This is a genomic window from Sphingopyxis sp. MC1, from assembly GCF_000371385.1.
GTDB classification, from domain to species: Bacteria; Pseudomonadota; Alphaproteobacteria; order Sphingomonadales; family Sphingomonadaceae; genus Sphingopyxis; species Sphingopyxis terrae.
Genome location: NZ_AOUN01000005.1, coordinates 151,342 through 172,092, shown reverse-complemented (window position 1 = coordinate 172,092; position 20,751 = coordinate 151,342). Strand labels below are relative to the sequence as shown.

At 65.8% G+C, this 20,751-nt stretch carries 18 protein-coding genes and 1 pseudogene; 8 read left to right on the top strand and 11 right to left on the bottom strand.

Annotated features, from left to right (window positions below; translation table 11 throughout):
• Positions 1–19: 19 nt before the first annotated feature.
• Positions 20–328, bottom strand: coding sequence for a DUF952 domain-containing protein (locus EBMC1_RS09075; protein ID WP_003043885.1), 309 nt, complete (start codon positions 326–328; stop codon positions 20–22).
• Positions 325–3,018, bottom strand: coding sequence for a DNA gyrase subunit A (gene gyrA / locus EBMC1_RS09070; protein ID WP_231292888.1), 2,694 nt, complete (start codon positions 3,016–3,018; stop codon positions 325–327). Before gyrA ends, EBMC1_RS09075 begins: the two co-directional genes overlap by 4 nt.
• Positions 3,019–3,134: 116 nt before the next feature.
• Between gyrA and EBMC1_RS18645 the strand changes: the two genes are divergently transcribed.
• From EBMC1_RS18645 to EBMC1_RS09055, 4 genes are read left to right on the top strand one after another with little or no spacing between them, the layout of a single operon-like run.
• Positions 3,135–3,278: a hypothetical protein gene (locus EBMC1_RS18645; protein WP_196795404.1), complete on the top strand. Its 144-nt coding sequence runs from the start codon at positions 3,135–3,137 to the stop codon at positions 3,276–3,278.
• Positions 3,279–3,319: 41 nt separating this feature from the next.
• Positions 3,320–4,534, top strand: coding sequence for a hypothetical protein (locus EBMC1_RS09065; RefSeq protein WP_003043882.1), 1,215 nt, complete (start codon positions 3,320–3,322; stop codon positions 4,532–4,534).
• A gap of 58 nt (positions 4,535–4,592) precedes the next feature.
• Positions 4,593–5,507: a hypothetical protein gene (locus EBMC1_RS09060; RefSeq protein WP_003043880.1), complete on the top strand. Its 915-nt coding sequence runs from the start codon at positions 4,593–4,595 to the stop codon at positions 5,505–5,507.
• Positions 5,504–6,880 (top strand): sensor histidine kinase, encoded by a 1,377-nt coding sequence (locus EBMC1_RS09055; protein WP_003043876.1) that lies wholly within the window; start codon positions 5,504–5,506, stop codon positions 6,878–6,880. Before EBMC1_RS09060 ends, EBMC1_RS09055 begins: the two co-directional genes overlap by 4 nt.
• Here the strand turns inward: EBMC1_RS09055 and trpC are convergent.
• From trpC to EBMC1_RS09025, 6 genes are all read right to left on the bottom strand, one after another.
• Positions 6,877–7,662, bottom strand: a complete 786-nt coding sequence (gene trpC, locus EBMC1_RS09050) for an indole-3-glycerol phosphate synthase TrpC (protein ID WP_003043873.1) — start codon at positions 7,660–7,662, stop codon at positions 6,877–6,879. The two genes, EBMC1_RS09055 and trpC, sit on opposite strands and share 4 nt — an antisense overlap.
• Positions 7,659–8,657 (bottom strand): anthranilate phosphoribosyltransferase, encoded by a 999-nt coding sequence (gene trpD / locus EBMC1_RS09045; RefSeq protein WP_003043870.1) that lies wholly within the window; start codon positions 8,655–8,657, stop codon positions 7,659–7,661. Before trpD ends, trpC begins: the two co-directional genes overlap by 4 nt.
• The gene (locus EBMC1_RS09040) at positions 8,654–9,244 is read right to left on the bottom strand and encodes an anthranilate synthase component II (RefSeq protein WP_003043867.1); all 591 of its coding nucleotides are present in this window, start codon (positions 9,242–9,244) and stop codon (positions 8,654–8,656) included. Before EBMC1_RS09040 ends, trpD begins: the two co-directional genes overlap by 4 nt.
• Before the next feature lie 68 nt (positions 9,245–9,312).
• Complete coding sequence (locus EBMC1_RS09035) at positions 9,313–10,374, bottom strand: alpha/beta fold hydrolase (protein ID WP_003043864.1); 1,062 nt, start codon at positions 10,372–10,374, stop codon at positions 9,313–9,315.
• Between the two features lie 36 nt (positions 10,375–10,410).
• The gene (trpE, locus tag EBMC1_RS09030) at positions 10,411–11,928 is read right to left on the bottom strand and encodes an anthranilate synthase component I (protein ID WP_003043862.1); all 1,518 of its coding nucleotides are present in this window, start codon (positions 11,926–11,928) and stop codon (positions 10,411–10,413) included.
• Between the two features lie 5 nt (positions 11,929–11,933).
• On the bottom strand, positions 11,934–13,880 hold the full coding sequence (locus tag EBMC1_RS09025) for a peptidylprolyl isomerase (RefSeq protein WP_003043859.1): 1,947 nt from the start codon (positions 13,878–13,880) through the stop codon (positions 11,934–11,936).
• A 180-nt stretch (positions 13,881–14,060) separates the two neighbouring features.
• Between EBMC1_RS09025 and tpiA the strand changes: the two genes are divergently transcribed.
• From tpiA to EBMC1_RS09005, 4 genes are all read left to right on the top strand, one after another.
• Positions 14,061–14,813, top strand: coding sequence for a triose-phosphate isomerase (tpiA, locus tag EBMC1_RS09020; RefSeq protein ID WP_003043856.1), 753 nt, complete (start codon positions 14,061–14,063; stop codon positions 14,811–14,813).
• A gap of 100 nt (positions 14,814–14,913) precedes the next feature.
• On the top strand, positions 14,914–15,345 hold the full coding sequence (gene secG / locus EBMC1_RS09015) for a preprotein translocase subunit SecG (RefSeq protein WP_040589980.1): 432 nt from the start codon (positions 14,914–14,916) through the stop codon (positions 15,343–15,345).
• A gap of 110 nt (positions 15,346–15,455) precedes the next feature.
• A complete protein-coding gene (locus tag EBMC1_RS09010) occupies positions 15,456–17,087 on the top strand; it encodes a CTP synthase (RefSeq protein ID WP_040589978.1) in 1,632 nt (543 codons plus the stop codon).
• A 24-nt stretch (positions 17,088–17,111) separates the two neighbouring features.
• The gene (locus EBMC1_RS09005; protein WP_003043848.1) at positions 17,112–17,798 is read left to right on the top strand and encodes a Crp/Fnr family transcriptional regulator; all 687 of its coding nucleotides are present in this window, start codon (positions 17,112–17,114) and stop codon (positions 17,796–17,798) included.
• 275 nt (positions 17,799–18,073) lie between these two features.
• Here the strand turns inward: EBMC1_RS09005 and EBMC1_RS18385 are convergent.
• The 3 genes and pseudogenes from EBMC1_RS18385 to EBMC1_RS08980 all read right to left on the bottom strand — a co-directional run bounded on the left by EBMC1_RS18385 (position 18,074) and on the right by EBMC1_RS08980 (position 20,719).
• Positions 18,074–18,804 (bottom strand): annotated as a pseudogene (locus EBMC1_RS18385) (IS5 family transposase).
• A gap of 496 nt (positions 18,805–19,300) precedes the next feature.
• Complete coding sequence (locus EBMC1_RS08985; RefSeq protein WP_003043839.1) at positions 19,301–19,825, bottom strand: group I truncated hemoglobin; 525 nt, start codon at positions 19,823–19,825, stop codon at positions 19,301–19,303.
• A 9-nt stretch (positions 19,826–19,834) separates the two neighbouring features.
• A complete protein-coding gene (locus EBMC1_RS08980) occupies positions 19,835–20,719 on the bottom strand; it encodes a DUF3034 family protein (RefSeq protein WP_003043836.1) in 885 nt (294 codons plus the stop codon).
• Between the last annotated feature and the right edge of the window lie 32 nt (positions 20,720–20,751).

The window sequence follows — 20,751 nt, the reverse complement described above, 5'->3', positions numbered from 1 at the left end:
CTCGCCGCGGACGCTGCCGTCAGTCGCGGCTCTCGACCCGGATGACCGCCGTCATCGGCAACGTACCGTACAGATGCGGGAAAAGCTGGCCGCCGCGCGATTCTTCCCAGCGCACCGCCTTGCCGAGCTGCGCAAGGTCGACCTCGGCGATTACCAGCCCCTGCTGCCCGGCAAAATGTTTGGCGAGCGTTTCCGCAAGCTGCTCGGCGGTCGACATGTGGATATAGCCGTCGGCATGGTCCACGGGGGCGCCGTGGAACAGGCTTTCGCGCTCGAAATCCATCCACTGGTCGGCGGTCAGCACCTTGAAGGCGGTGCCGGCGGTCATTCGCCGGCGCCGTCCGGTCCCGCGTCGGCGGCCCCATCGACCGCTTCTGCGGTTTCTGCCGCGACGTCCGCCGGATCGAGCGCTTCGTCCTCGCTATCCTCGATCAGCGCCGCCGATACGACATGTTCGTCCTTGGCGACGTCGAACAGGCGCACGCCCGCCGATCCGCGGCCGATGACGCGCAGGCTGCCGAGTCCCATGCGAATGAGCTTCGCCTGATCGGTCACCAGCATCAGTTGATGTGCCTGCGTCGCCGGGAAGCTTGCCACGACGGGGCCATTACGGCCGATATTGTCGATATTGGTGATCCCCTGGCCGCCGCGGCCGGTGCGGCGATATTCATAGGCGGAGGACAGCTTGCCATAGCCGTTGGCGCAGATCGTCAGGATGAACTGTTCGCGTGCGGCGAGCTCCTCCATCCGGTCGGCCGGCAGCGTCGGCGCGTTTTCATTGTCCTTCCACGGGGCCGCGCGCAGATAGGCTTCGCGCTCCTCGCTGCTGGTGCCGACGCGGTGGAGGATCGAGAGCGAGATCACCTCGTCGCCGTCGGCGAGGCGCATACCGCGCACGCCGGTCGAATTGCGGCTCTGGAATTCGCGTACATCGTCACCGGCGAAGCGGATCGCCTTGCCCTGCCGCGTCGCGAGCAGCACATCGTCGCTTTCGTCGAGCAGCGCGACGCCGATCAAGCGATCGTCTTCGTCATCGCCTTCGAACTTCATCGCGATCTTGCCGTTCGAGGGCACGTTGGTGAAGGCGTCCATGCTGTTGCGACGCACGCTACCCTTCGCGGTCGCGAACATGACGTGGAGCTTGCCCCATTCGCCCTCGTCCTCGGGCAACGGGAGAACGGTCGAGATCGTCTCGCCCTGCGCGAGCGGGAGCAGGTTGATCATCGGGCGGCCGCGCGTGGCCGGCCCGCCTTCGGGCAGGCGCCATACCTTCATGCGATAGACCTTGCCCGCGGTGGAGAAGAACAGCACCGGCGTATGCGTCGAGGTGACGAACAATTCGGTGACGACATCTTCGTCCTTCGTCGCCATGCCGGCGCGGCCCTTGCCGCCGCGACGCTGGGCGCGGAAGGTGTCGAGCGGGGTGCGCTTGATATAGCCGTCGAGGGTGACGGTAACGACCATCTCCTCGCGCTCGATCAGATCCTCGTCGTCGATGCCATCGGCGGCGGGGGCAACCAGCGTCTTGCGCGGGGTGGCGAATTCGTCGCGCACCGCGACCAGCTCTTCACGCATCACGCCATAGAGTTTGACGCGGTCGGCGAGGATCGAAAGCAGTTCCTCAATCTCGCTCGCCAACTCGCCGAGTTCCTTGCCGATTTCGTCGCGACCGAGCGCGGTCAGACGATGCAGGCGCAGGTCGAGAATCGCCTTCACCTGTATTTCGGAAAGACGATAGGTCGCGGCGTCCTCCATCTCGCCCTCGATCGCTTCGACGAGGCGGATATAGGGCGCGATCTCGCCGATCGGCCATTCGCGCGCGAGCAGCGCTTCGCGGGCCGCAGCGGGCGAGTTCGAGCCGCGGATGATGCGCACAACCTCGTCGAGATTGCTGACCGCGACGACAAGGCCGAGCAAGATGTGCGCGCGGTCGCGCGCCTTGGCGAGTTCGAATTTGCAGCGGCGGGTGATGACCTCTTCGCGGAAGGCGATGAAGGCCGAAAGAATATCCTTCAGCCCCATCATTTCGGGGCGGCCGCCACGGATCGCGAGCATGTTCGCGGGGAAGCTCGACTGCGCCGGGGTGTGGCGCCAGAGCTGGTTCAAGACGACCTCGGCGGTGGCGTCGCGCTTCAGCTCGATAACGACGCGCACGCCCTCGCGGTTCGATTCGTCGCGAATGTCGGCGACGCCCTCGATGCGCTTGTCGCGCGCCGCCTCCGCGATCTTCTCGACGAGTCCGGACTTGCCGACCTGAAAAGGAATGGACGTCAGAACAATCGATTGGCGGTCGTTCCTGCCTTCCTCGATGATGTGCGTAGCGCGCATCATGATCGAGCCGCGGCCGGTGGCATAGGCGTTGCGCGCGCCGCCCTGGCCGAGCATCATCGCGCCGGTCGGGAAATCGGGGCCGGGGACGATCGCCATCAGTTCTTCGAGGGTGATGTCCGGGCCGCCCTCGAGCTGGCGGTCGATCATCGCGAGCGTCGCATCGACGACTTCGCCAAGGTTGTGCGGCGGGATGTTGGTCGCCATGCCGACCGCAATGCCACCCGCGCCGTTGACGAGCAGGTTCGGGAAACGCGCCGGGAGCACCGTGGGCTCGTCGCGGCTCGCGTCATAATTGGGCTGGAAGTCGACGGTATCCTTGTCGAGGTCGTTCAGCAGCACCATCGCGGTCTTGGCAAGGCGCGCTTCGGTATAGCGCATCGATGCCGGCGGATCGGGGTCCATCGAGCCGAAATTGCCCTGGCCGTCGATCAGCGGCACGCGGAGCGACCAGTCCTGCGTCATGCGGGCGAGAGCGTCATAAATCGCGCTGTCGCCGTGCGGGTGGTAGTTACCCATGACGTCGCCGACGATCTTCGCCGATTTCTTGTACGGGCGGCCGGGAATGAAGCCGCCTTCCTGCGCCGCGTAGAGGATGCGGCGATGCACCGGCTTCAACCCGTCGCGCACGTCGGGCAGCGCGCGGCTGACGATCACGCTCATCGCGTAATCGAGGTAAGACGTCTTCATTTCGTCGACGATGTTGATCGGCGAAATGCCGTCGTCGGACGGCGGCAAATGCGTATTTTCTTCGGTCAAAGCCCGGCCTTCTGTTGCGCTATCGGGAGATGCTTCGGGCCTAGCCCATGACCGGCGTCTTTGCCAGCGATTCGGTGGCTTTCGGCGCGATTTTTTCCCGGCTCGGCAAGGCTTTTGCGCGGGGCGGGAAGGATGACGTCATGACGGCGGTTCGGAAGATGATCGCTTGCCAATCGGCCCTTCGCGCCTAAAGGTCGGCGGCGATGATCTGTGCTGCAAATGGGGGGCGCCGATGGCCTTGATCGCGCTGGTCGGCGCCAGCGAAATGCTGCCCGACGGCGGACTGCGCGCGCTCGTCGCGATTGCGGGCGAGACGCTGATCGAGCGGCAGGCGGCGCGGCTTGCCGACGTCGGGGTTACGCATATCGCCGTGGCCGTCGCGGCGGTGCCGGCCGATCTGCTGGCGACATGCGACCGTATCCGCCGCCGCGGGATGAAGGTGACGCCGGTGCGCGAGGCGAGCGACCTGATGGCGCTGGTCGAGGGCGACGATCGCATCATCCTGGTCGCCGACGGTTTGCGTGCGGGCAGCGCCCATTATGCGGCGATTGCCAAGCCGGGTTCGCCGGCGATCCTCGTCACCGCCGACACGCTGCTGACGCAGGGGTTCGAACGCATCGACGCGACCCGGCGCTGGGGCGGGCTTGCCTGTATTTCGGACGCGATGGTGCGCGATCTGGCCAATATGCCCGGCGAATGGGACGTAATGCTGACGCTGCTGCGGATGGCGGTGCAGACCGGCGCGCGCCGCCTCTATTGCGAACCCGCGCTGTTTGAGCAGGGCGACATCGCGATCGTCGCCGACCGGCCGACCGCGGCGCTGATCGAGCAATCGAGCCTGCAGCAGGTCGATTATGGCGGCATGGGGCTCGGCCGCTCGGCGATCATGATGCCGTTGATCCGGCTTGCGGGGCCGCTGCTCGTGCGATCGCCCAAAACCGCGCGCTATCTGCCCTATGTCACCGCGCTGCTCTGGATCGGCGTTGCGCTGCTCGCCGCAAGCGGGCTGGCGGCGGCGGGCGCGCTGGTCGCCGTGCTTGGCGGCCTCTGCCTCGCCGCGATGCGCTTTCTCGCCTCCTTTCGCGCCCAGAGCGCGGCGCACGACCGGGTACGCGCGATCATCCGCAGTTTTGCGTGGCTGTTGCTGGCGGCTTTTCCCTGGCTGCTCTCGCTCGGCGGGGCGGCGCACGCGATGCCGCGCTTTTCGGAAGCGGCGCTTGCGCCATGCCTTGCCGCGACGATCCTGCTCGCGCGCCTGCTCTATGAAGATGCGGGCGAAAAGCGCCGCTTTCACTGGCTGCTTCCCGACGCCGATCAGGCATGGATCATGCTCGCGCCGGCGTTGGTTTTCGGCGTGGCGCCGCTGATGTTCGCGATCCTGCCGCTGTTGGCGCTGTTCCAGATTTTGCTCTGGATGCGCCTCGCGCGGCGACCGGAAGCCAAGTAGAACAAAGGCCTTCAAGGTTTAATGCCTATTAACGACATGCTGCTATCCGCGAGCGTGCATGGCTGAATCCTTCCCCTCGACCGGTCCCGATCTGCCGTCGCCGACGCTGTCGGCGCGGCTGCGCGAACTGGCGGCCTATCTGGCGGCGCCGACCGCGGGGCATCTGACCGAGGAACAGCGCGCGCTGTCGCTGGGAATTGCCCGGCGGCTCGTCACGACGCTGGCGGCCGAACTGGATGTCGGGATCGATGTTACGGCGCTGTGGGACGACTGGCTCGCGGGCGGAATCCCCTCGGCCGAGCGCTTGGCTCCGGCCTGTTTCGCGCGCGGGGAAGAACATCGCTGGCGGCAGCAGTCGGCGCAGAGTGCGCCGACGGTGTCGCCGGGCACAGCCGAAACCGCCGACGGTCCGCCGGCAGCCGGCGAAAGCGAGCTCAGCGATACCGATCGGGCCTTTCTTGCGCTGCGGATTGCCGACCGGCGCCGCTTTGACGCGCTCGGAAACCCGGCGATCGCGGTCGCCGATCTCGATCCGGACCTGCTTCGCGCGCTGCTGCTTGATATTGCGGCGTGGTGGCTGGCGCGGGACAAGGGCGACGGCAATCGCGCGGCGGCGCTCGGCGACGCGGTACGAACCACCGGCGAGGCACAGCAGAGTGCAACGGGAATCGACGCCGAGGCAAAGGCTTACCACGCCACACTGATCGCGAATGGAGATTTGTCCGCGGTGGCGGCGGGAGCCATCGCGCGGCACGACTGGACGACGCTTGTTGCGCTTGCCGCGGCGGCGGGCAAGCGGCGTTATGCCGACATGGCACTGGCGCTGATTACTGCCGAGGCGGCCGCGTTGCCGGTCCTTCTTGCACCGTTGCGGCTCGATTCGGCTGCGCTGGCGCCGCTTGAGGCGTCGCTGGCGATGCTGCCGGCGCGGGCGCTGGCTGGCGATGATGCCGGTTCGGGGGCCACGGCATGAGCGGCGAACGCATCATTCGCGGCCGCGTCGATGCTGGCGGAGCGCTCGTCAGCGCCGATCCGTCGCTGCTCCGCCTGCAACAGCGCGCCGGGGCGGGCCTTGGCCGTCCGCTCGCGCTGCCGCAACTCGCGCGGCTCGTCGCACTTGCGCAGCGGCTTCAGCGCGACATCAGCCGGCCGCTCTATACCGCCGACGATCATAGCGACATTCACGCGCTGGTACGCATCGCGCCCGATGCCGATGGCGCGACGATCGTGATCAGCGACTGGCGCACACGGCCCGTCGTGATGCCGCAGACGCCGCCGGTCGCCGACGTGGGGATTGTGCCGCACGGATGGGCGTGGGAATGCGACCAGCATCTGCGCGTCGTGGCGCTGCGCGCCGGGGCGGAGGCTCCGTCGATCCCCGCCGGTTGGGAGGGGCGGTCGCTGTCTGAATTGTTCGAGCTTCAACCCGATGCCGACGGGCGCTTTGCCGTGCTGCGCGCGCTCGCGCGGCAGGCAAGCTTCGAGGGGCAGCGCGTGCGCGTCGAGATCGGCGGCACGCCGCTGACGATGACCGTGGCGGGCGAGGCGCTGTTCGACGCGACGGGGGGCTTTACCGGTTTTCGCGGCATTGCGGTGCGCGATCCCGAAACGACGGGCGCTGCGCCGACATCCGGCACCATCGATCCCGCCTTTGGCTCGCTGCCGCTGTCCGACCCGCAATTCGGGCGCCGGATCGACGGTGCGCTGCGTGGGCCGCTCAGCCGCATCATCGCGACTGCGGAGACGATTCATGGTCAGTTCGACGGCCCGATCCGCGCCGACTATGCCCGTTATGCCGGCGATATCGCGCATGCAGGCCGGCATTTGCTGGGACTGGTCGATGATCTTGCCGACTTGCAGAATATCGAACGCCCGGGGTTCAAGGCGGCGCGCGATGAAATCGACCTGGGCGATCTGGCGCGCCGCGCAGTCGGCCTGCTTGGCATGAAAGCGGAGGAAAAGGGCATCCGTATCGACGCGCCGCGTACCGACGACCGGATGCCCGCCTATGGCGAGTTCCGCCGCGTGCTTCAGGTGCTGCTCAATCTGCTCGGCAATGCGATCCGCTATTCGCCCGAACAGTCGCAAATCTGGATTCGCGTCGACCGCGAAGGCGACCGCGCCATGGTGACGGTCGCCGATCAGGGGCAGGGGATTGCCACCGACCAGCAGGCTGTGGTGTTCGAAAAATTCGAACGACTTGGCCGCACCGACAGCGGCGGATCGGGGCTTGGCCTCTATATCGCGCGCCGCCTGGCGCGCGCGATGGACGGCGACCTCACCGTCGACAGCGCCCCCGGCCAGGGCGCCCGCTTCACCTTGAGCCTGCCCGCGCGCGAAGCTTAGCCGAGCAGCAGCGCCCTGGTTGCCGCTTCGACATCGGCGTGGCGCATCAGGCTTTCCCCGACCAGAAAGGCGCGAACGCCGCTCCGCGCAAGCCGTGCGCAATCGGCGTGGCTCGCGATGCCGCTTTCGCCGACGAGCAGGGTTCCGGCGGGAACAAGTTTCGCCAGCCGTTCGGTGACGCCGAGATCGGTTTCGAAGCTGCGCAAGTCGCGGTTGTTGACGCCGATGAGCCGCGACCTGAGCTGCGTCAACGCGCGGTCGAGTTCGGCCTCGTCATGCACTTCGACCAGCACATCCATGCCGCGTTCGACCGCCGCCGCCTCGATCTCGCGCATCGCGCCATCATCCAGCGCCGCGACGATGATCAGGATCGCATCGGCGCCGATCGCCCGCGCTTCGGCGACCTGCCACGGATCGATCATGAAATCCTTGCGCAGCACGGGTAGCGCGCAGGCGGCGCGCGCGGCGACCAGATAATCCTCATGCCCCTGAAAATAGGGCGCGTCGGTCAGCACCGACAGGCAGGCCGCGCCGCCGGCGGCATAGGCGCGGGCATGGTCGACGGGAGAAAAATCTTTGCGGATCAGCCCTTTGGACGGTGATGCTTTCTTGACTTCGGCAATCAGGCCATAGCCGCCCGCGTCGATCTTGCGGCGCAGCGCGGCGGCAAAGCCGCGCACCGGGCCGGCATCGACGGCATCGAGATCGGCGAGCATGCGCTGCGCGCGGCGCGCGGCGACTTCGCCGGCCTTGGTTTCGAGGATCTGGGTGAGCTTGTTCATTTATACGCGATCCAGCAGTTGAGCAGCGCGTTGGCGAGCCCCTTGTCGATGGCTTCGGCGGCCTCCTCGACCCCCTCCGCCAGCGTGTCGACCGCGCCCGCGACCATGAGCGCTTCGGCGGCATTGTAGAGAACGGCATCGCGATAGGCGCCGGTTTCCCCCTGGAGCAGCGCGCGCAGCGCCTTGGCATTATAGCTTGCGTCACCGCCACGGATCGCCGCGACCGGATGCGTCGACAGTCCGGCGTCGGCGGCGCTGCTGCGCTGCATCTGCACCCCGGCGCGTGTGACCACCGCCACCTCGTTGCCGCCCGCGAGCGACAGTTCGTCGAGCCCCTCGTCGCCCGATACGACCCGCGAATGATCGGTGCCAAGCTGGTGCAGCGCGCCGGCATAGACAGGGACATAGGCGGGACGCGCGATGCCGACGAGCTGGCGCGTGACGCGGGCCGGATTGGCGAGCGGCCCCATCAGGTTGAAGATGGTGCGGCGGCCGATAGCCTTGCGGATCGGCTGGATACGCGCCATCGCGGGGTGGTGGTTCGCCGCGAACAGGAAGCAGATGCCAAGGTCGGCGAGCTGCGCCTCCGCCATCCGGCCCGCGCGCGCCATGTCGAGGCCGAGCGCCTCGAGCGTGTCGGCCGCGCCGGCTTTCGACGAAGCGGCGCGATTTCCGTGCTTTGCAACGGGCACTTCGCATGCTGCAACCACCAGCGATACGGCGGTGGAGACGTTGAGCGTGTGGTGGCCGTCGCCGCCGGTGCCGCAGACGTCGATGGCGTCCTTGGGCGCGGCGATCGGAATCAGCCGGTCGCGCATCGCCTGCGCGGCGGCCGCGATTTCGACCGTCGTCTCGCCGCGGTCGGACAGCGCAACCAGAAAGGCCGCGACCTCCTCGTCGCTGCCGCCGCCATCGAGCATCGTCGCAAAGGCGTGCGCCGCCTCGTCGGGCGCGAGCTGTCCCGTCGGGTCGGGAAAGGGACCGAAGCGGCTCATGCCGCCTGGCGGGCGCGAACCGGCAGCCCGGCGATCGTGAGAAAGTTGGCGAGCATCGCATGACCATGCTCGGTCGCGATGCTTTCGGGGTGGAATTGCACGCTATGGATCGGCAGGTCGACGTGCCGGAACCCCATCACCGCCCCATCGTCGCTCGTCGCATTGATCGCGAGGCAGTCGGGAATGTCGACGACCTCTAGGCTGTGATAACGGGTCGCGGTGAAGGGCGAGGGCAGGCCGGCGAACAGTCCCGTGCCATCGTGGCAGACGGGCGAGGTCTTGCCGTGCATGAGATGCCCGCGCTGGACGGTCGCGCCGAAATGCTGGCCGATCGCCTGATGCCCCAGGCAGACGCCGAGCAGCGGTCGCCGGGCGGCGGCGCAGGCGGCAACGAGGTCGAGACTGATCCCGGCTTCGTTCGGCGTGCACGGCCCCGGCGAGATCAGCATCGCTTCGGCGCCGGTCGCCAGCGCCTCGGCGGCGGTCAGATCGTCGTTGCGCACCACGCGCACCTCGGCACCGAGCTCGATCAGATAATGAACGAGGTTGAAGGTGAAGCTGTCGTAATTGTCGATGACCAGGATCATGGCGCGGCCCTAATGCTTTTGCGTAGCGGGGGGAAGGGATAGAAGCTTCGGCGGCCCCAAAGCGGGCTTTATTCGGCCATCAGCTTCGCGAGATCGTCCTTCCAGAATTTCGCCCAGCTATGCGTGCCATGCCCCTTGGTTTCGGGTGACGCGGGGATCAGGACATAGCGGGCCCTGGGCATGCGTGCGGCCGCCTGTTCGGCGATGCCATAGCCCGGCGGATTGATGAAATCGTCAGCCGAATTGACCCACAAAAGGGGCACGTCGATCTTTTCGAGCCCCGCCCAGGGATTATAGGTTCGCGAGGCATCGAACTGATAAATAACGTCATTGGCATCGTTGCGGCCATAGCTGCGCGCAAAGGCGGCATCCTTATAGGCTTCGGCGGCGGCGCGGGTCGGATATTGCGCCTGCAGCGCATAGGGGTTCGATCCCGCAATCAGGCCGATCGAGGCGGCGGTCCGCAGACCCGCGGCAGGCTGCTGCGTGTAATTGCCTCCGTTCCACGCCGGGTCGGCCTTGATCGCATCGATGATCAGCGTCCGCCACATCCGGTTTTCGCCCGCTATTTCGACGGGCAGGCAAGCGAAGGGCGCAAGCCGTTTTGCAAAGCCCGGCCAGCTTTCGCCCCAGACAAAGGCGTGCATGCACCCCATCGAGGTGCCGAGGATGAGCTGGAGCTCGCCGATTCCCAGCTTTTCGGTGAGCAGCCGGTGCTGCGCTGCCACCATGTCGTCATAGTCATATCTGGGAAAAGCCATGCGCATTCCGTCGCTCGGCTTCGACGATCCGCCATGACCGATATTGTCGGGCAGGATGATGTAATATTTTGCGGCGTCGAGCGGTTGGCCGGGACCGAATAATTCGCCCGCAAATTGCGGCTGGAGAAATTGTTTTCCCGTGCCGCCGGTGCCGTGGAGGATCATCACCGCATTGACGATTGCGCCACTCGCGTCGCGCTGCGGCTTGCCGAGCGTCGTATAATGCATCCTGAGTTCGGGTAGCTTTTCGCCCGAACGGAAGGTGAAATCCTTCAGTATTGCATCGCCGTCGGTTGCCCCCTCGACCATCTGGGCCTGAGCGGGAAAAGCGGCGAGCAGCAGGGCGAGCGGGAGGAGGCGTTTCAGCATGAGCGCGACGCTAACGCACCGCACCCGCCGGTCAAGCTATTGTCCGTAACCTGGCGTGCCGGCCAGCTTCACCGCCTCGCGCGCGGCGGCGAACAGGGCGCCGGCCTTGGCCTCGCATTCGCGCTGTTCATAGGCGGGATCGCTGTCGGCGACGATGCCCGCGCCGGCCTGCGCATACATCGTTCCGTCCTGCACGATCGCGGTACGCAGCACGATGCAGCTGTCCATATTGCCGTCGGGCGCGAAATAGCCGACGCCGCCGGCATAGGGCCCGCGCGCTTCGGCCTCGAGTTCGGCGATGATCTGGCACGCGCGCACCTTGGGCGCGCCGCTGACGGTTCCGGCCGGAAAGCCCGCGAACAGCGCGTCGATCGCATCCTTGTCGGGCGCGATGCGGCCGATGACGTTCGACACGATGTGCATGACGTGGCTGTAGAATTCGACGCTATAGCTGTCGGTGACGGTCACGCTGCCGCCGACCGCGGCGCGGCCGACGTCGTTGCGGCCGAGGTCGAGCAGCATCAGATGCTCGGCGCGCTCCTTGGGATCGGCGAGCAGGCTTTCGCGATTTTCGGCGTCTTCGGCGCTGGTCCGGCCGCGCGGACGCGTGCCCGCGATCGGGCGAATGGTGATCTCGCCATCGCGCACGCGCACCAATATCTCGGGCGACGAACCGATCAGCGCAAAGCCCGGCAGGTCGAGAAAATAGAGGAAGGGCGATGGGTTGATGCGCCGCAACGCCCGGTAGAGATCGAAGGGCGGCAGGTCGAAGGGTGTCGAGAAACGCTGCGACAGCACCACCTGAAATATGTCGCCCGCCGCGATATATTCCTTCGCCGCCGCGACCATTTCGGCGAAGCGCTGGGGCGTCGTTGCGGGCTGCGCCGCGACCATGTCGGGGATCAGCGCCGTTTCTGCCTTCGCGCCGTGCGCGCTCGCGCTCGACAGGCGGGCGGCAATGGTGTCGAGCCGGTCCTGAGCGCCGTCGATCATCCGGTCGATCGGCGCGTCGGGATTGGGCCAGATCGGCGCGATCAGGAACAGCTCGTCGGCCAGCCGGTCGAAGACGAGGATCGTCGTCGGGCGCACGAAAACCATGTCGGGCAGGTTCAGACCCGCCCCCGCGGCGCGCGGGATCCGCTCGACGAGGCCGATCGTTTCATAAGCGAAGAAGCCGACGAGCGTCGCAAGCGCCTTTGGCAGCGCTTCGGGAACGTCGAAGCGACATTCGGCGACCAGATCGCGTAGCGCTTGCAGCGCCCCCGCCTCGACCGGGCGAAAGGCCTCGCGGTCGTGGCGCCAGTCGCGGTTGATCCGCGCCGTGTCGCCGGTGACTTCGAAGAGCAGGTCGGGGTCGAGGCCGATCAGGCTGTAGCGTCCGCGCGTCTCGCCGCTTTCGACCGATTCAAGGACCCAGTCGCCGCGGCCCGGCTCGATAAGCTTGAGCGCAGCCGAAACCGGGGTTTCGACGTCGGCGATCATCCGTTGCCAGACGACGGCGCCGCGCCCCGCGGCCAACGCTTCGAGCGCGGCGGCCCTGCCTTCGAGCGCCACCGGGGTTATTCGCCGACCGGCGACGCGCCGGTCAGCTCCCTGGTGAGCTGGGTGACGAGATCCTTGTTGATCTTCACGCCGACGCGGCGCTTCGCCTCGGTAGCGAGCTGTTCGACCAGTTCGTTGCCGAAGGCCTGCGACAGCGGCTGCGCCATCGCGGCGACGCGCGCGGGTTCGATCTGCTTGGGATCGGGGCGGTTCACCTCGGTCAGCGACAGGACCATCCAGCCGCGGTTGCCGGGGATTTCGAGCGTCTTGACGCTGCCCTTCGCCATCGAGAAGAGCAGGGCGAGTTCGGGCGGCACTGGCTTGCCATCGCGGCCCATGTCGCCGCGCAGCCCGCCGATGGTCTGGACATTGCCCAGATTGGGGCCGGCGGCGCGCGTTGCATCGGCCAGACTCTTGCCGCCTTCGACCGCCTTCACGATCGCGCGGGCCTTGTCGCGCGCGATCTTCTGGCCTTCGGACAGGCGCCATTCGGCGAGCAAAGCGCTGCGGATCTGGTCGAAGGGCGGCGGTGCAGCGGCGACGACCGACTTCACCGAATAGACGGCGAATTTCTCATTCTCGACCAGCGTCGCAAGTTGCGATTCGCCTTCGCCGGCGACCTGGAAGGCCTGACCGACCATCGGCGCCAGTTCGGGGGGCAGCGCGAAGCCGGGTTCGTTCGGCGCACGGCCGCTCGGCAGGATGGCGGGCGTTTGAACCAGCTTCAGCTTGCGGTCTGCGGCGATCTCCTCGATCGACGCACCGCTGTTCACGGCGTCCTGGACCTGGTTGTAATAATCAACGATCGCTTCATTGGCCTTGTTCTTCGCCAGTTCCTCGCGAATTTCGGGGGTCGCATCGGCCAGCGTGAGCGCGGGCTTGGCAATCACATCCTCGACGCGCAGCACGGTCCAGCCAAGCCCGGTCTGCAGCGGCCCGACGATTTCGCCGCGCTTGGCCGCAAAGGCCGCCTTGGCGATCGCGTCCGACGTCGCGCTGGTGAAGGCGGCCAGCGTCTGTTCGCCGGTTGTCGAAGCGGCGAGGCCCGAACCCTGAGCCGCCGCCGACAATGTGGCGCCGCCGCGGGCCTTCGCCGCGATGCTGTTGGCAGTCGCCTGATCGGGCGCGATGACCTGCGCAAAGCGCCGCGTCTCGCTCGCTGCATATTGGGCGGCATTGGCCTTGTAAGCGGCGGCGATTTCGGCGTCGGTGACCGCCGGAACTGGGACCGCACCACGGTCGAACAGCGCATATTGCAGCACGCGGCGTTCGGGCACGGTGAATTTGGATTTGTTCTGCGACAGGAAGGCCTTGAGCGCGGCATCGCCGGGGTCAGCGGTCGGCGCAAAGGGCGCAGAAGGGATATAGACGGCCTGACCGGCGCGCTTTTCGAGCAGCAGCGCGGCATAGGGCTGCGCGACGCCCGGCGCGATCGTCGGCAATTTGCCGATCGGCGCGCCCAGCTGTTCGAGCAGCAATTGCTGTTTGATCTCGGTCCGCACCTGCGCCTCGCTCAGATTATTCTGGCGCAGGAAGGCTTCGTAACGGGTCTGGTCGAACTTGCCCGACACGCCGGCGAAGGCGGGAATATCGGCAATGCGTCCGTCGATCTGGCGCTTGCTGACGCCGAAGCCCAGCTTGTCGGCGAATTGTTCGAACGCCAGACCGTCGATCATCTGGTTGAGCACCTGATCGACCGCGCCCGATTCGACGAAGCCAGCCATGGTCAGCGTCGGCTGCTGCTGGCGCGCCTGATTATAGGCGTTGCGAACGCGCTCGCGCAGTTCGCCGATGCCGATATTTTCCTTGCCCACGCGCGCGACATTGGCGCCGCCGAGGCCGCCGAAGCTCGAATTGCCGGTCACATCGGCAAGCGCAAAGCCGACGCCGATGAGGATGACGAAGCCCAATGCGAGGGCCTTGCCCAGCCGGGATCCGAAAAGGCGACGGATTGCGGTAATCATGGAGGAACGTTTCTTTCGGCGTGGCGCATCGCGCGCGGTTTCGGCGTTGCTTTAGGCGGGGAGGCGGCGGGCATCAAGGCGGGAAAGTCCCTTTTCTCGCCGGGGTGCAGTGCAGCTTGCCTTTCGATCCCCACCGCCGCTAGGGCTCGGCGCAACGGCTCGATCGCAGGAGAGGAAACGATGGCACGGCGCAAATATGTGGTCGGCAACTGGAAGATGAATGGTCTTGCGGCTTCGATCGACGAGGCGCGGGCGATTTTCGACGGCGCGCGTGCGCATGGCGCGGTCGATGTCGCGCTGTGCCCGCCCTTTACGCTGGTGGCCGCGATGGCGACGGCAACGCCCGAGGGCGCAGTCGGCGGACAGGATTGCCACAGCGCGGCAGCGGGCGCCTACACGGGATCGGTGTCAGCGCCGATGCTGGCCGATGCCGGGGCCGCACTCGTCATCGTCGGCCATAGCGAACGCCGCGAGGGGTTCGGCGAGAGCGACGCCGATGTCCGGGCCAAGGCCGAGGCGGCGCTGGCGGCCGGACTTGCGGTAATCCTGTGCGTCGGTGAACCGCGCGGCGTGCGCGAATCGGGCGGTGCGATCGACTATGTGCTGGCGCAGGTCGCGGGGTCGCTGCCCACCGAATTCGATCCGGCGCGGCTCGCTATCGCCTATGAACCCATCTGGGCGATCGGCACCGGGCTGGTGCCGACCGTCGGCGATGTCGCCGCGATGCACGGCGCGATCCGCGCGCAGCTCGATGTGCAGGTCGGCGCCGATGCGGCGGCGGCGATGCGGCTGCTCTACGGTGGTTCGGTCAACGGCGACAATGCCGCCGAACTGCTCGGCGCGGGCGACGTCGATGGCGCGCTTGTCGGCGGGGCGAGCCTGGCCGCGGAGAAATTCCTGCCGATCGTCGCGGCGGCGGCGACGCTCGGCTGACGCGCGGCGCACGCTGTGGGTTGAAGCGGAGGCGCTTCGTCTCTATGTGCGCCGCAAGCACGGCCCATCCGGCGCCAACCAACGCTTTCGGGAAAATTCGATGTCCAGCCTCTTTACCTTTCTGCTCGTCGTTCAGGCGCTCGTCGCCGCCGCGATGATCGGCGTCATCCTGATGCAGAAGTCGGAAGGTGGCGGCCTGGGTGTCGGCGGCAGCCCGGCAGGCCTGCTCTCGGCCCGCGGCGCCGCAGACTTCATGACCCGCGCGACGACGGTGCTGGCGACGCTGTTCGTCGGCCTTTCGATCGTTCTGGCCGCCATGGCGTCGGTCGGCAGCGCCGGGACCACGGCGCTCGATACCTCGCTGTCGAAGACCGCGCAGCAGCCGAGCGGGGGCGCTGCGCCGCTGACCGGCCCGGCGCAGCAGCCCGCTCAAGGTGCTCCGGCCGCGCCGGTAAGCGACGATCCGCTTGCCGCCGCCGCCGCCGCTGCAAATCAGAACGCTCCGGCCGAGCAGGCTCCCGCCAAGAAATAACCGGAAGCTCCGGCTTCCAGCTTCGTCCCCGCATGCTGCGGAATTTTTTCCGCGGGATGCGATTCGACGGCTTGCGCCGTCACCCACCCTTTGAGTAAGTCTTTCCTCCCATGGCGCGGTTCATTTTTATCACCGGCGGCGTGGTCTCCTCCCTTGGCAAAGGTTTGATGGCGGCTAGCCTTGCGGCTCTGTTGCAGGCGCGGGGTTATCGCGTCCGCATTCGGAAATTCGATCCCTATCTCAACGTCGATCCGGGCACGATGTCGCCCTATCAGCACGGCGAGGTCTATGTGACCGACGACGGGGCCGAAACCGACCTCGATCTCGGCCATTATGAACGCTTTACCGGCGTTGCCGCGCGGCAGAGCGACAATGTCACCTCTGGCCGTATCTATCGCGACATCATCACCAAGGAGCGCCGCGGCGACTATCTGGGCGCGACCGTGCAGGTCGTCCCGCACGTCACCGACGCGATCAAGGCCTTCGCGCGCGCCGAAACCGACGATCTCGATTTCGTGCTGTGCGAGATCGGCGGCACCGTCGGCGATATCGAATCGCTGCCGTTCATCGAAGCGATCCGCCAGCTTCGCAATGAAGAGGGGCGCGACAAGACGCTGTCGGTGCATGTCACGCTGGTTCCGTATATTGCCGCCGCGGGCGAATTGAAGACCAAGCCGACGCAGCACAGCGTCCGCGAACTCGCGTCGCTCGGCGTCCAGCCCGACATCCTGCTCTGCCGCTGCGAAAAGCCGCTGCCCGAGGGCGAGCGTGCGAAGATCGCGCAATTCTGCAACGTGCGGAAGGAAGCGGTGATTCCGGCGCTCGACGCCGACTCGATCTATTCGGTGCCGGTGCAATATCATGGCGAAGGGCTGGACAGCGAAGTGCTGCGCGCGTTTGGCCTGCACGACGTGCGCGAACCCGACCTGACCGCCTGGTACGACATCATGGACCGCAAGCGGCACCCCGAAGGCGAGGTGACGATCGGCGTGGTCGGCAAATATGTGTCGCTGCCCGATGCCTATAAATCGCTCAACGAGGCGCTGGCGCATGGCGGCATGGCGAACCGGGTGAAGGTCAATATCCGCTGGCTCGACGCCGAAATGTTCGAACGTGGCGACGATCTCGCCGCGCAGCTCGAGCCGATGCACGGCATCCTCGTGCCCGGCGGTTTCGGCGAGCGCGGTTCGGAAGGCAAGATCGAGAGCGTCAAATTCGCGCGCGAGCGCGGCGTCCCCTTCTTCGGCATCTGCCTGGGCATGCAGATGGCGTGCATCGAGGCGGCGCGGAACACGAGCGGGATCGAAAAAGCCTCGAGCACCGAATTCGGCCCGACCGACGAACCCGTCGTCGGCCTGATCACCGAATGGATGAGCGCCGAGGGGCTGCAGAAGCGCGGCGCGAACACCGATCTTGGGGGGACGATGCGGCTTGGCGCCTATGAGGCGAAGCTGTCGCCCAACAGCCATGTCGCGACCATCTATGGCGCGAACGACATCAGCGAGCGTCACCGCCACCGTTACGAAGTCAACGGAGCCTATCGCGACCGGCTCGAAAGCGGCGGTCTCGTCTTTTCTGGCATGTCGCCCGATGGCATGTTACCCGAAATCGTCGAACGTCCGGACCATCCGTGGTTCATCGGGGTGCAGTTTCACCCTGAACTGAAGTCGAAGCCCTTCGATCCGCATCCGCTGTTCAAGGGATTCATCGAGGCCGCGGTAAAGCAGAGCCGGCTCGTCTGACGGATCAACAGGGGAAGGGGGCCCATGGATCACGCGAAACTCGCCGAGCTTCAGGGGCCTGACAGCATCTTTTCCGGCCTGTCGCTGGAGGACTGGTCCGATATCGCCAGCCGCGCGGTGCAGATCAACTTTGCGAAGGGCAAGGAACTGCTCGTCCAGGGCGATCCCGGCGACATCATGCTGATCCTGACCGAAGGCACCGCGCGCGTGTCGATGCTGACCGCGGGCGGGCGCGAGATCGTGCTGGCCTATGCCGAGCCGGGTGCCGTCCTGGGCGAGATCGCGTTGCTCGACGGCGGCGAACGCACCGCGTCGGTCGTCGCGACCAGCGCCGGCAGCGCGCTGCAACTCGGCCGCAACGCGATGCGCGATTTCGCCGCCAGCCATCCCGACTTCGCCTGGTCGCTGCTCCAGCAGCTTGCGCGCCGCCTGCGCACCGCCGACCAGACGATCGAAAGCGATCGCGCCTATGCCTCGGGACCGCGCCTGGCGCGCTACCTCAAGCGCCTGATCCGCAAGGACAGCGTCGATGCCGAGCATAAGGTCGAACTCAGCCAGACCGAACTTGGCAATTTCGCTGGCATGAGCCGCGAACATATCAACCGCCAGCTCCGCAGCTGGGAGGAATCGGGGATCATCGCCCTCGAACAGGGGCGCGTACGCGTCCTCGACGCCGATCTGCTCGAGGACATCAGCGAAAGCGAAGGCTAGCGTTCAGCGCCCGGATCGTCGCCGGAGCAATATATGCGGAGAGGGCTACGTCGGGAAATCGGTGTTCGGTTTATAGCTCTACCGGCGGCGTTCGGACGATATCGCGCGCCGGCACCCGGTCAAACTTGGCAACCGACAATGAAGGCTCCTTGCCCGCGCCGAGGAACCTAATGCTTGCCGTTGCCCATTCGGAACAGACTACAAGCCAGCCCGCGACAGGCGGGTTAATTTCCTATCAAGTGTCTGGAAAATGGTGGACGCACTAGGGCTCGAACCTAGGCGGCGTGGACAAATTTGAGCCAGTATCTGGCGGTGGCGATATGGACTATGCCGAGGAAGCTGTTGGCAAGCTGGTCGTAGCGCGTGGCGATGGCGCGGTTGATCTTGATGTGGCCGAACATGCGCTCGATCCGGTTGCGTTGCTTGTAGAGCGTCCGGTTGTGTTCGATCTTCACGCGGCGGTTTGAACGTCCGGGAATGACGGCTTCGATATTCCGTGCGGCGAGGTCGGTACGCATGGCATCGGCGTCGTAGCCCTTGTCGGCGAGCAAAGCGTCAGGTGCGCGCTCGGGCAAACCTATGAGCGCATCATAGGCTTTGCAGTCCGCCGCTTCACCGACCGTTAGATGGAAGGCGAGCGGTCGTCCGAGGGCATCAGCCAGGCAGTGAAGCTTACTGGTGAACCCGCCCCGCGAGCGGCCAAGAGCGCGTCGATGAGTCCCCCTTTTCCGCCCGCTGCCGAGACGTGGGCGCGAACGGTGGTGCTATCGATACTATAGTGGTCGCAGTCCGCCATGGTCTCGGCCAGCGTCACGGCGACCGTCTCCCATACCCCGGCTTCACTCCATCGTCGGAACCGCCGATAGATGGTGTTCCAGCTGCCGTATTTGGGCGGCACATCTCGCCAAGGAGCACCGCACCGAAGCCGCCAGAGGATGCCGTTGATGATGGAGCGGTTCTGCTCGGGTGGCCTGCCAGGGCCACGGTTCTCGGCGTCGATGGGCAAAATGACCTTCAGAACCCGCCATTCCGCTTCGGTGAGATCGCCCCGGCTCAAATCTGCCTCCCAAAAGACAGCCTTGAATCAATCCTGAGTGATCAGGTCAATCAGGTTGCGAATGAAACTTCGAAGAAGGAAGGTTTTCGAATCCGCCGTTTGCGGCTTCAGTGAAGTTCCGCCCCGCAGGTTTTGTGACGACACATGTCCCAAGTCACAACGCCAGTTCTGCAATACTCGATATGCGAACCGCCGTCTTTCAGCAGCCTGTCACCGCAATTCCAGCACCGCAGGCGGGCGAGTGGGATCATTGATAGAAGCACGAACGCGCCCCAGCCTATGAACGTTTCGCGGGGACAGAAGGGTGTCAGGACGAACATGAGCAACGCAGCGCCATAGAACGTGAGGCGTAAGCGCTTTGACCGCCGAACGAATGTGGACTTCTCGACCATTCATCGACCTTACTCCGCCGCCCTTTCACCGCAACGGAATTTGTCCACGCCGCCTAAGGCGTGATGACATCGCCAGACATCGGCGCGAGCTTGCTGAGAAAGCGGCTTTGCGCCGCAAAGGGTATTTTTTCCTCGCGCATCGCGGCCTGCAGATTTTCAACGAGCGCGTTCATGTCGCGCATCCGGATGCCGAGATCCTTGTGCGAAGTCGCCATGTCGCGGCCGCTGTAATAGCATCCAGCGTTCAGGATATAGCAGAATTGTTCGAACAGGGTGCGCTTTAGCCGGACCATGTCATGCGATACGAAAATCGCGGCGATGCGCAGGTCGGCTTCCGACAGTTCGACGGTCCGGTTGGCGATGCGCCTGATCCCGTCCTGCCCGCCAAAGGCTTCGGCCATGGCCGAGCCCGAAAAAGGCGTCGCGCCGGCGTGGCGATTGTCCCGGACATAGGGATCGACCGGAAACTCCCCGGTCACCGGATCGCGCACCTTTTCCTCGATTCCGAATTCCTTGTCCCAATCGGTTTGGGGCTCGATGGCGGGTTGGATGAGAAGGGCGGCAGCAAGCAGGAACATGGCGGACCCCTAAAAGGCGAATTGGGCGGACAGCATGCCGCCGCGTTGCTTGTGGAAAGTGGCGATCGAGCCGAGATCGACATAGGCGGCGGTGACGGTCAGGTTTTTCGTAAGCGCATAGGCCGCGAACAGGTCCAGCCAATCATCCTCGCGCGCGAACGCAAGATTGTCGGGCTTGGTGCGATATTCGGCGCCAATTACCGCGCGGCGCGACAGTTGATAGGCGATCGATCCTTCGAACTGCAGTGAGTGATCGTCCTTTCCCGCGGCGCCGAAGCCGAGCAGACCGGTCTGGTTCGCCTTGGTCAGCCGAGCGGTCGCATTGACCAGAACGCTGTGCGAAAGGAAAAGTTTGGTGGCGCTGATCGTCACGTCCGTACCCTTTCCATGGGCCGCCCCGACCGCGAGCGCCACGGGCGTGTCGCGGTTGCGCTTGTGCTCGATGCCAACGCTGATCTGCGGGAGGAGAGGATCGCCATAGACGACGTCGCCCAGCAAGCGGACCTTCGCCGCGAAGATGTCCTGGTTCAGCGTATAGCCTTCGCCAAGGCCAAGCGCGGCGCCGACGTCGCGGGTATCGAAATTCTGCCGCGCATAGCTCAGCTCGATGCGGTTCGCGATACCGACCGCAAAACCATGGCTCTGCCAGCCATAATCGGGAAGCTCGATCAACGTGACATGCCCTGACAAGCCGATACCGCGATCGGTCTCGCGCCCAGTGATCGTCGACCAGGTGGCGACGCCGCCGCCGCTCGTTCCCTCGATTGTTGCCACGCCATTGGTGAGCAGCAGCTTGCCCCCGTCGATCAACGGCGTGTCTTCGGCCTGTGCCGGAGCGGCAGTGGCGAGCACGAGCAGCAGCGCTGCAGAGAAGCGAAGAAGAGGCTGGTCCATAGTGGCGCAATCGCAGCAAAACGCAAAGATTG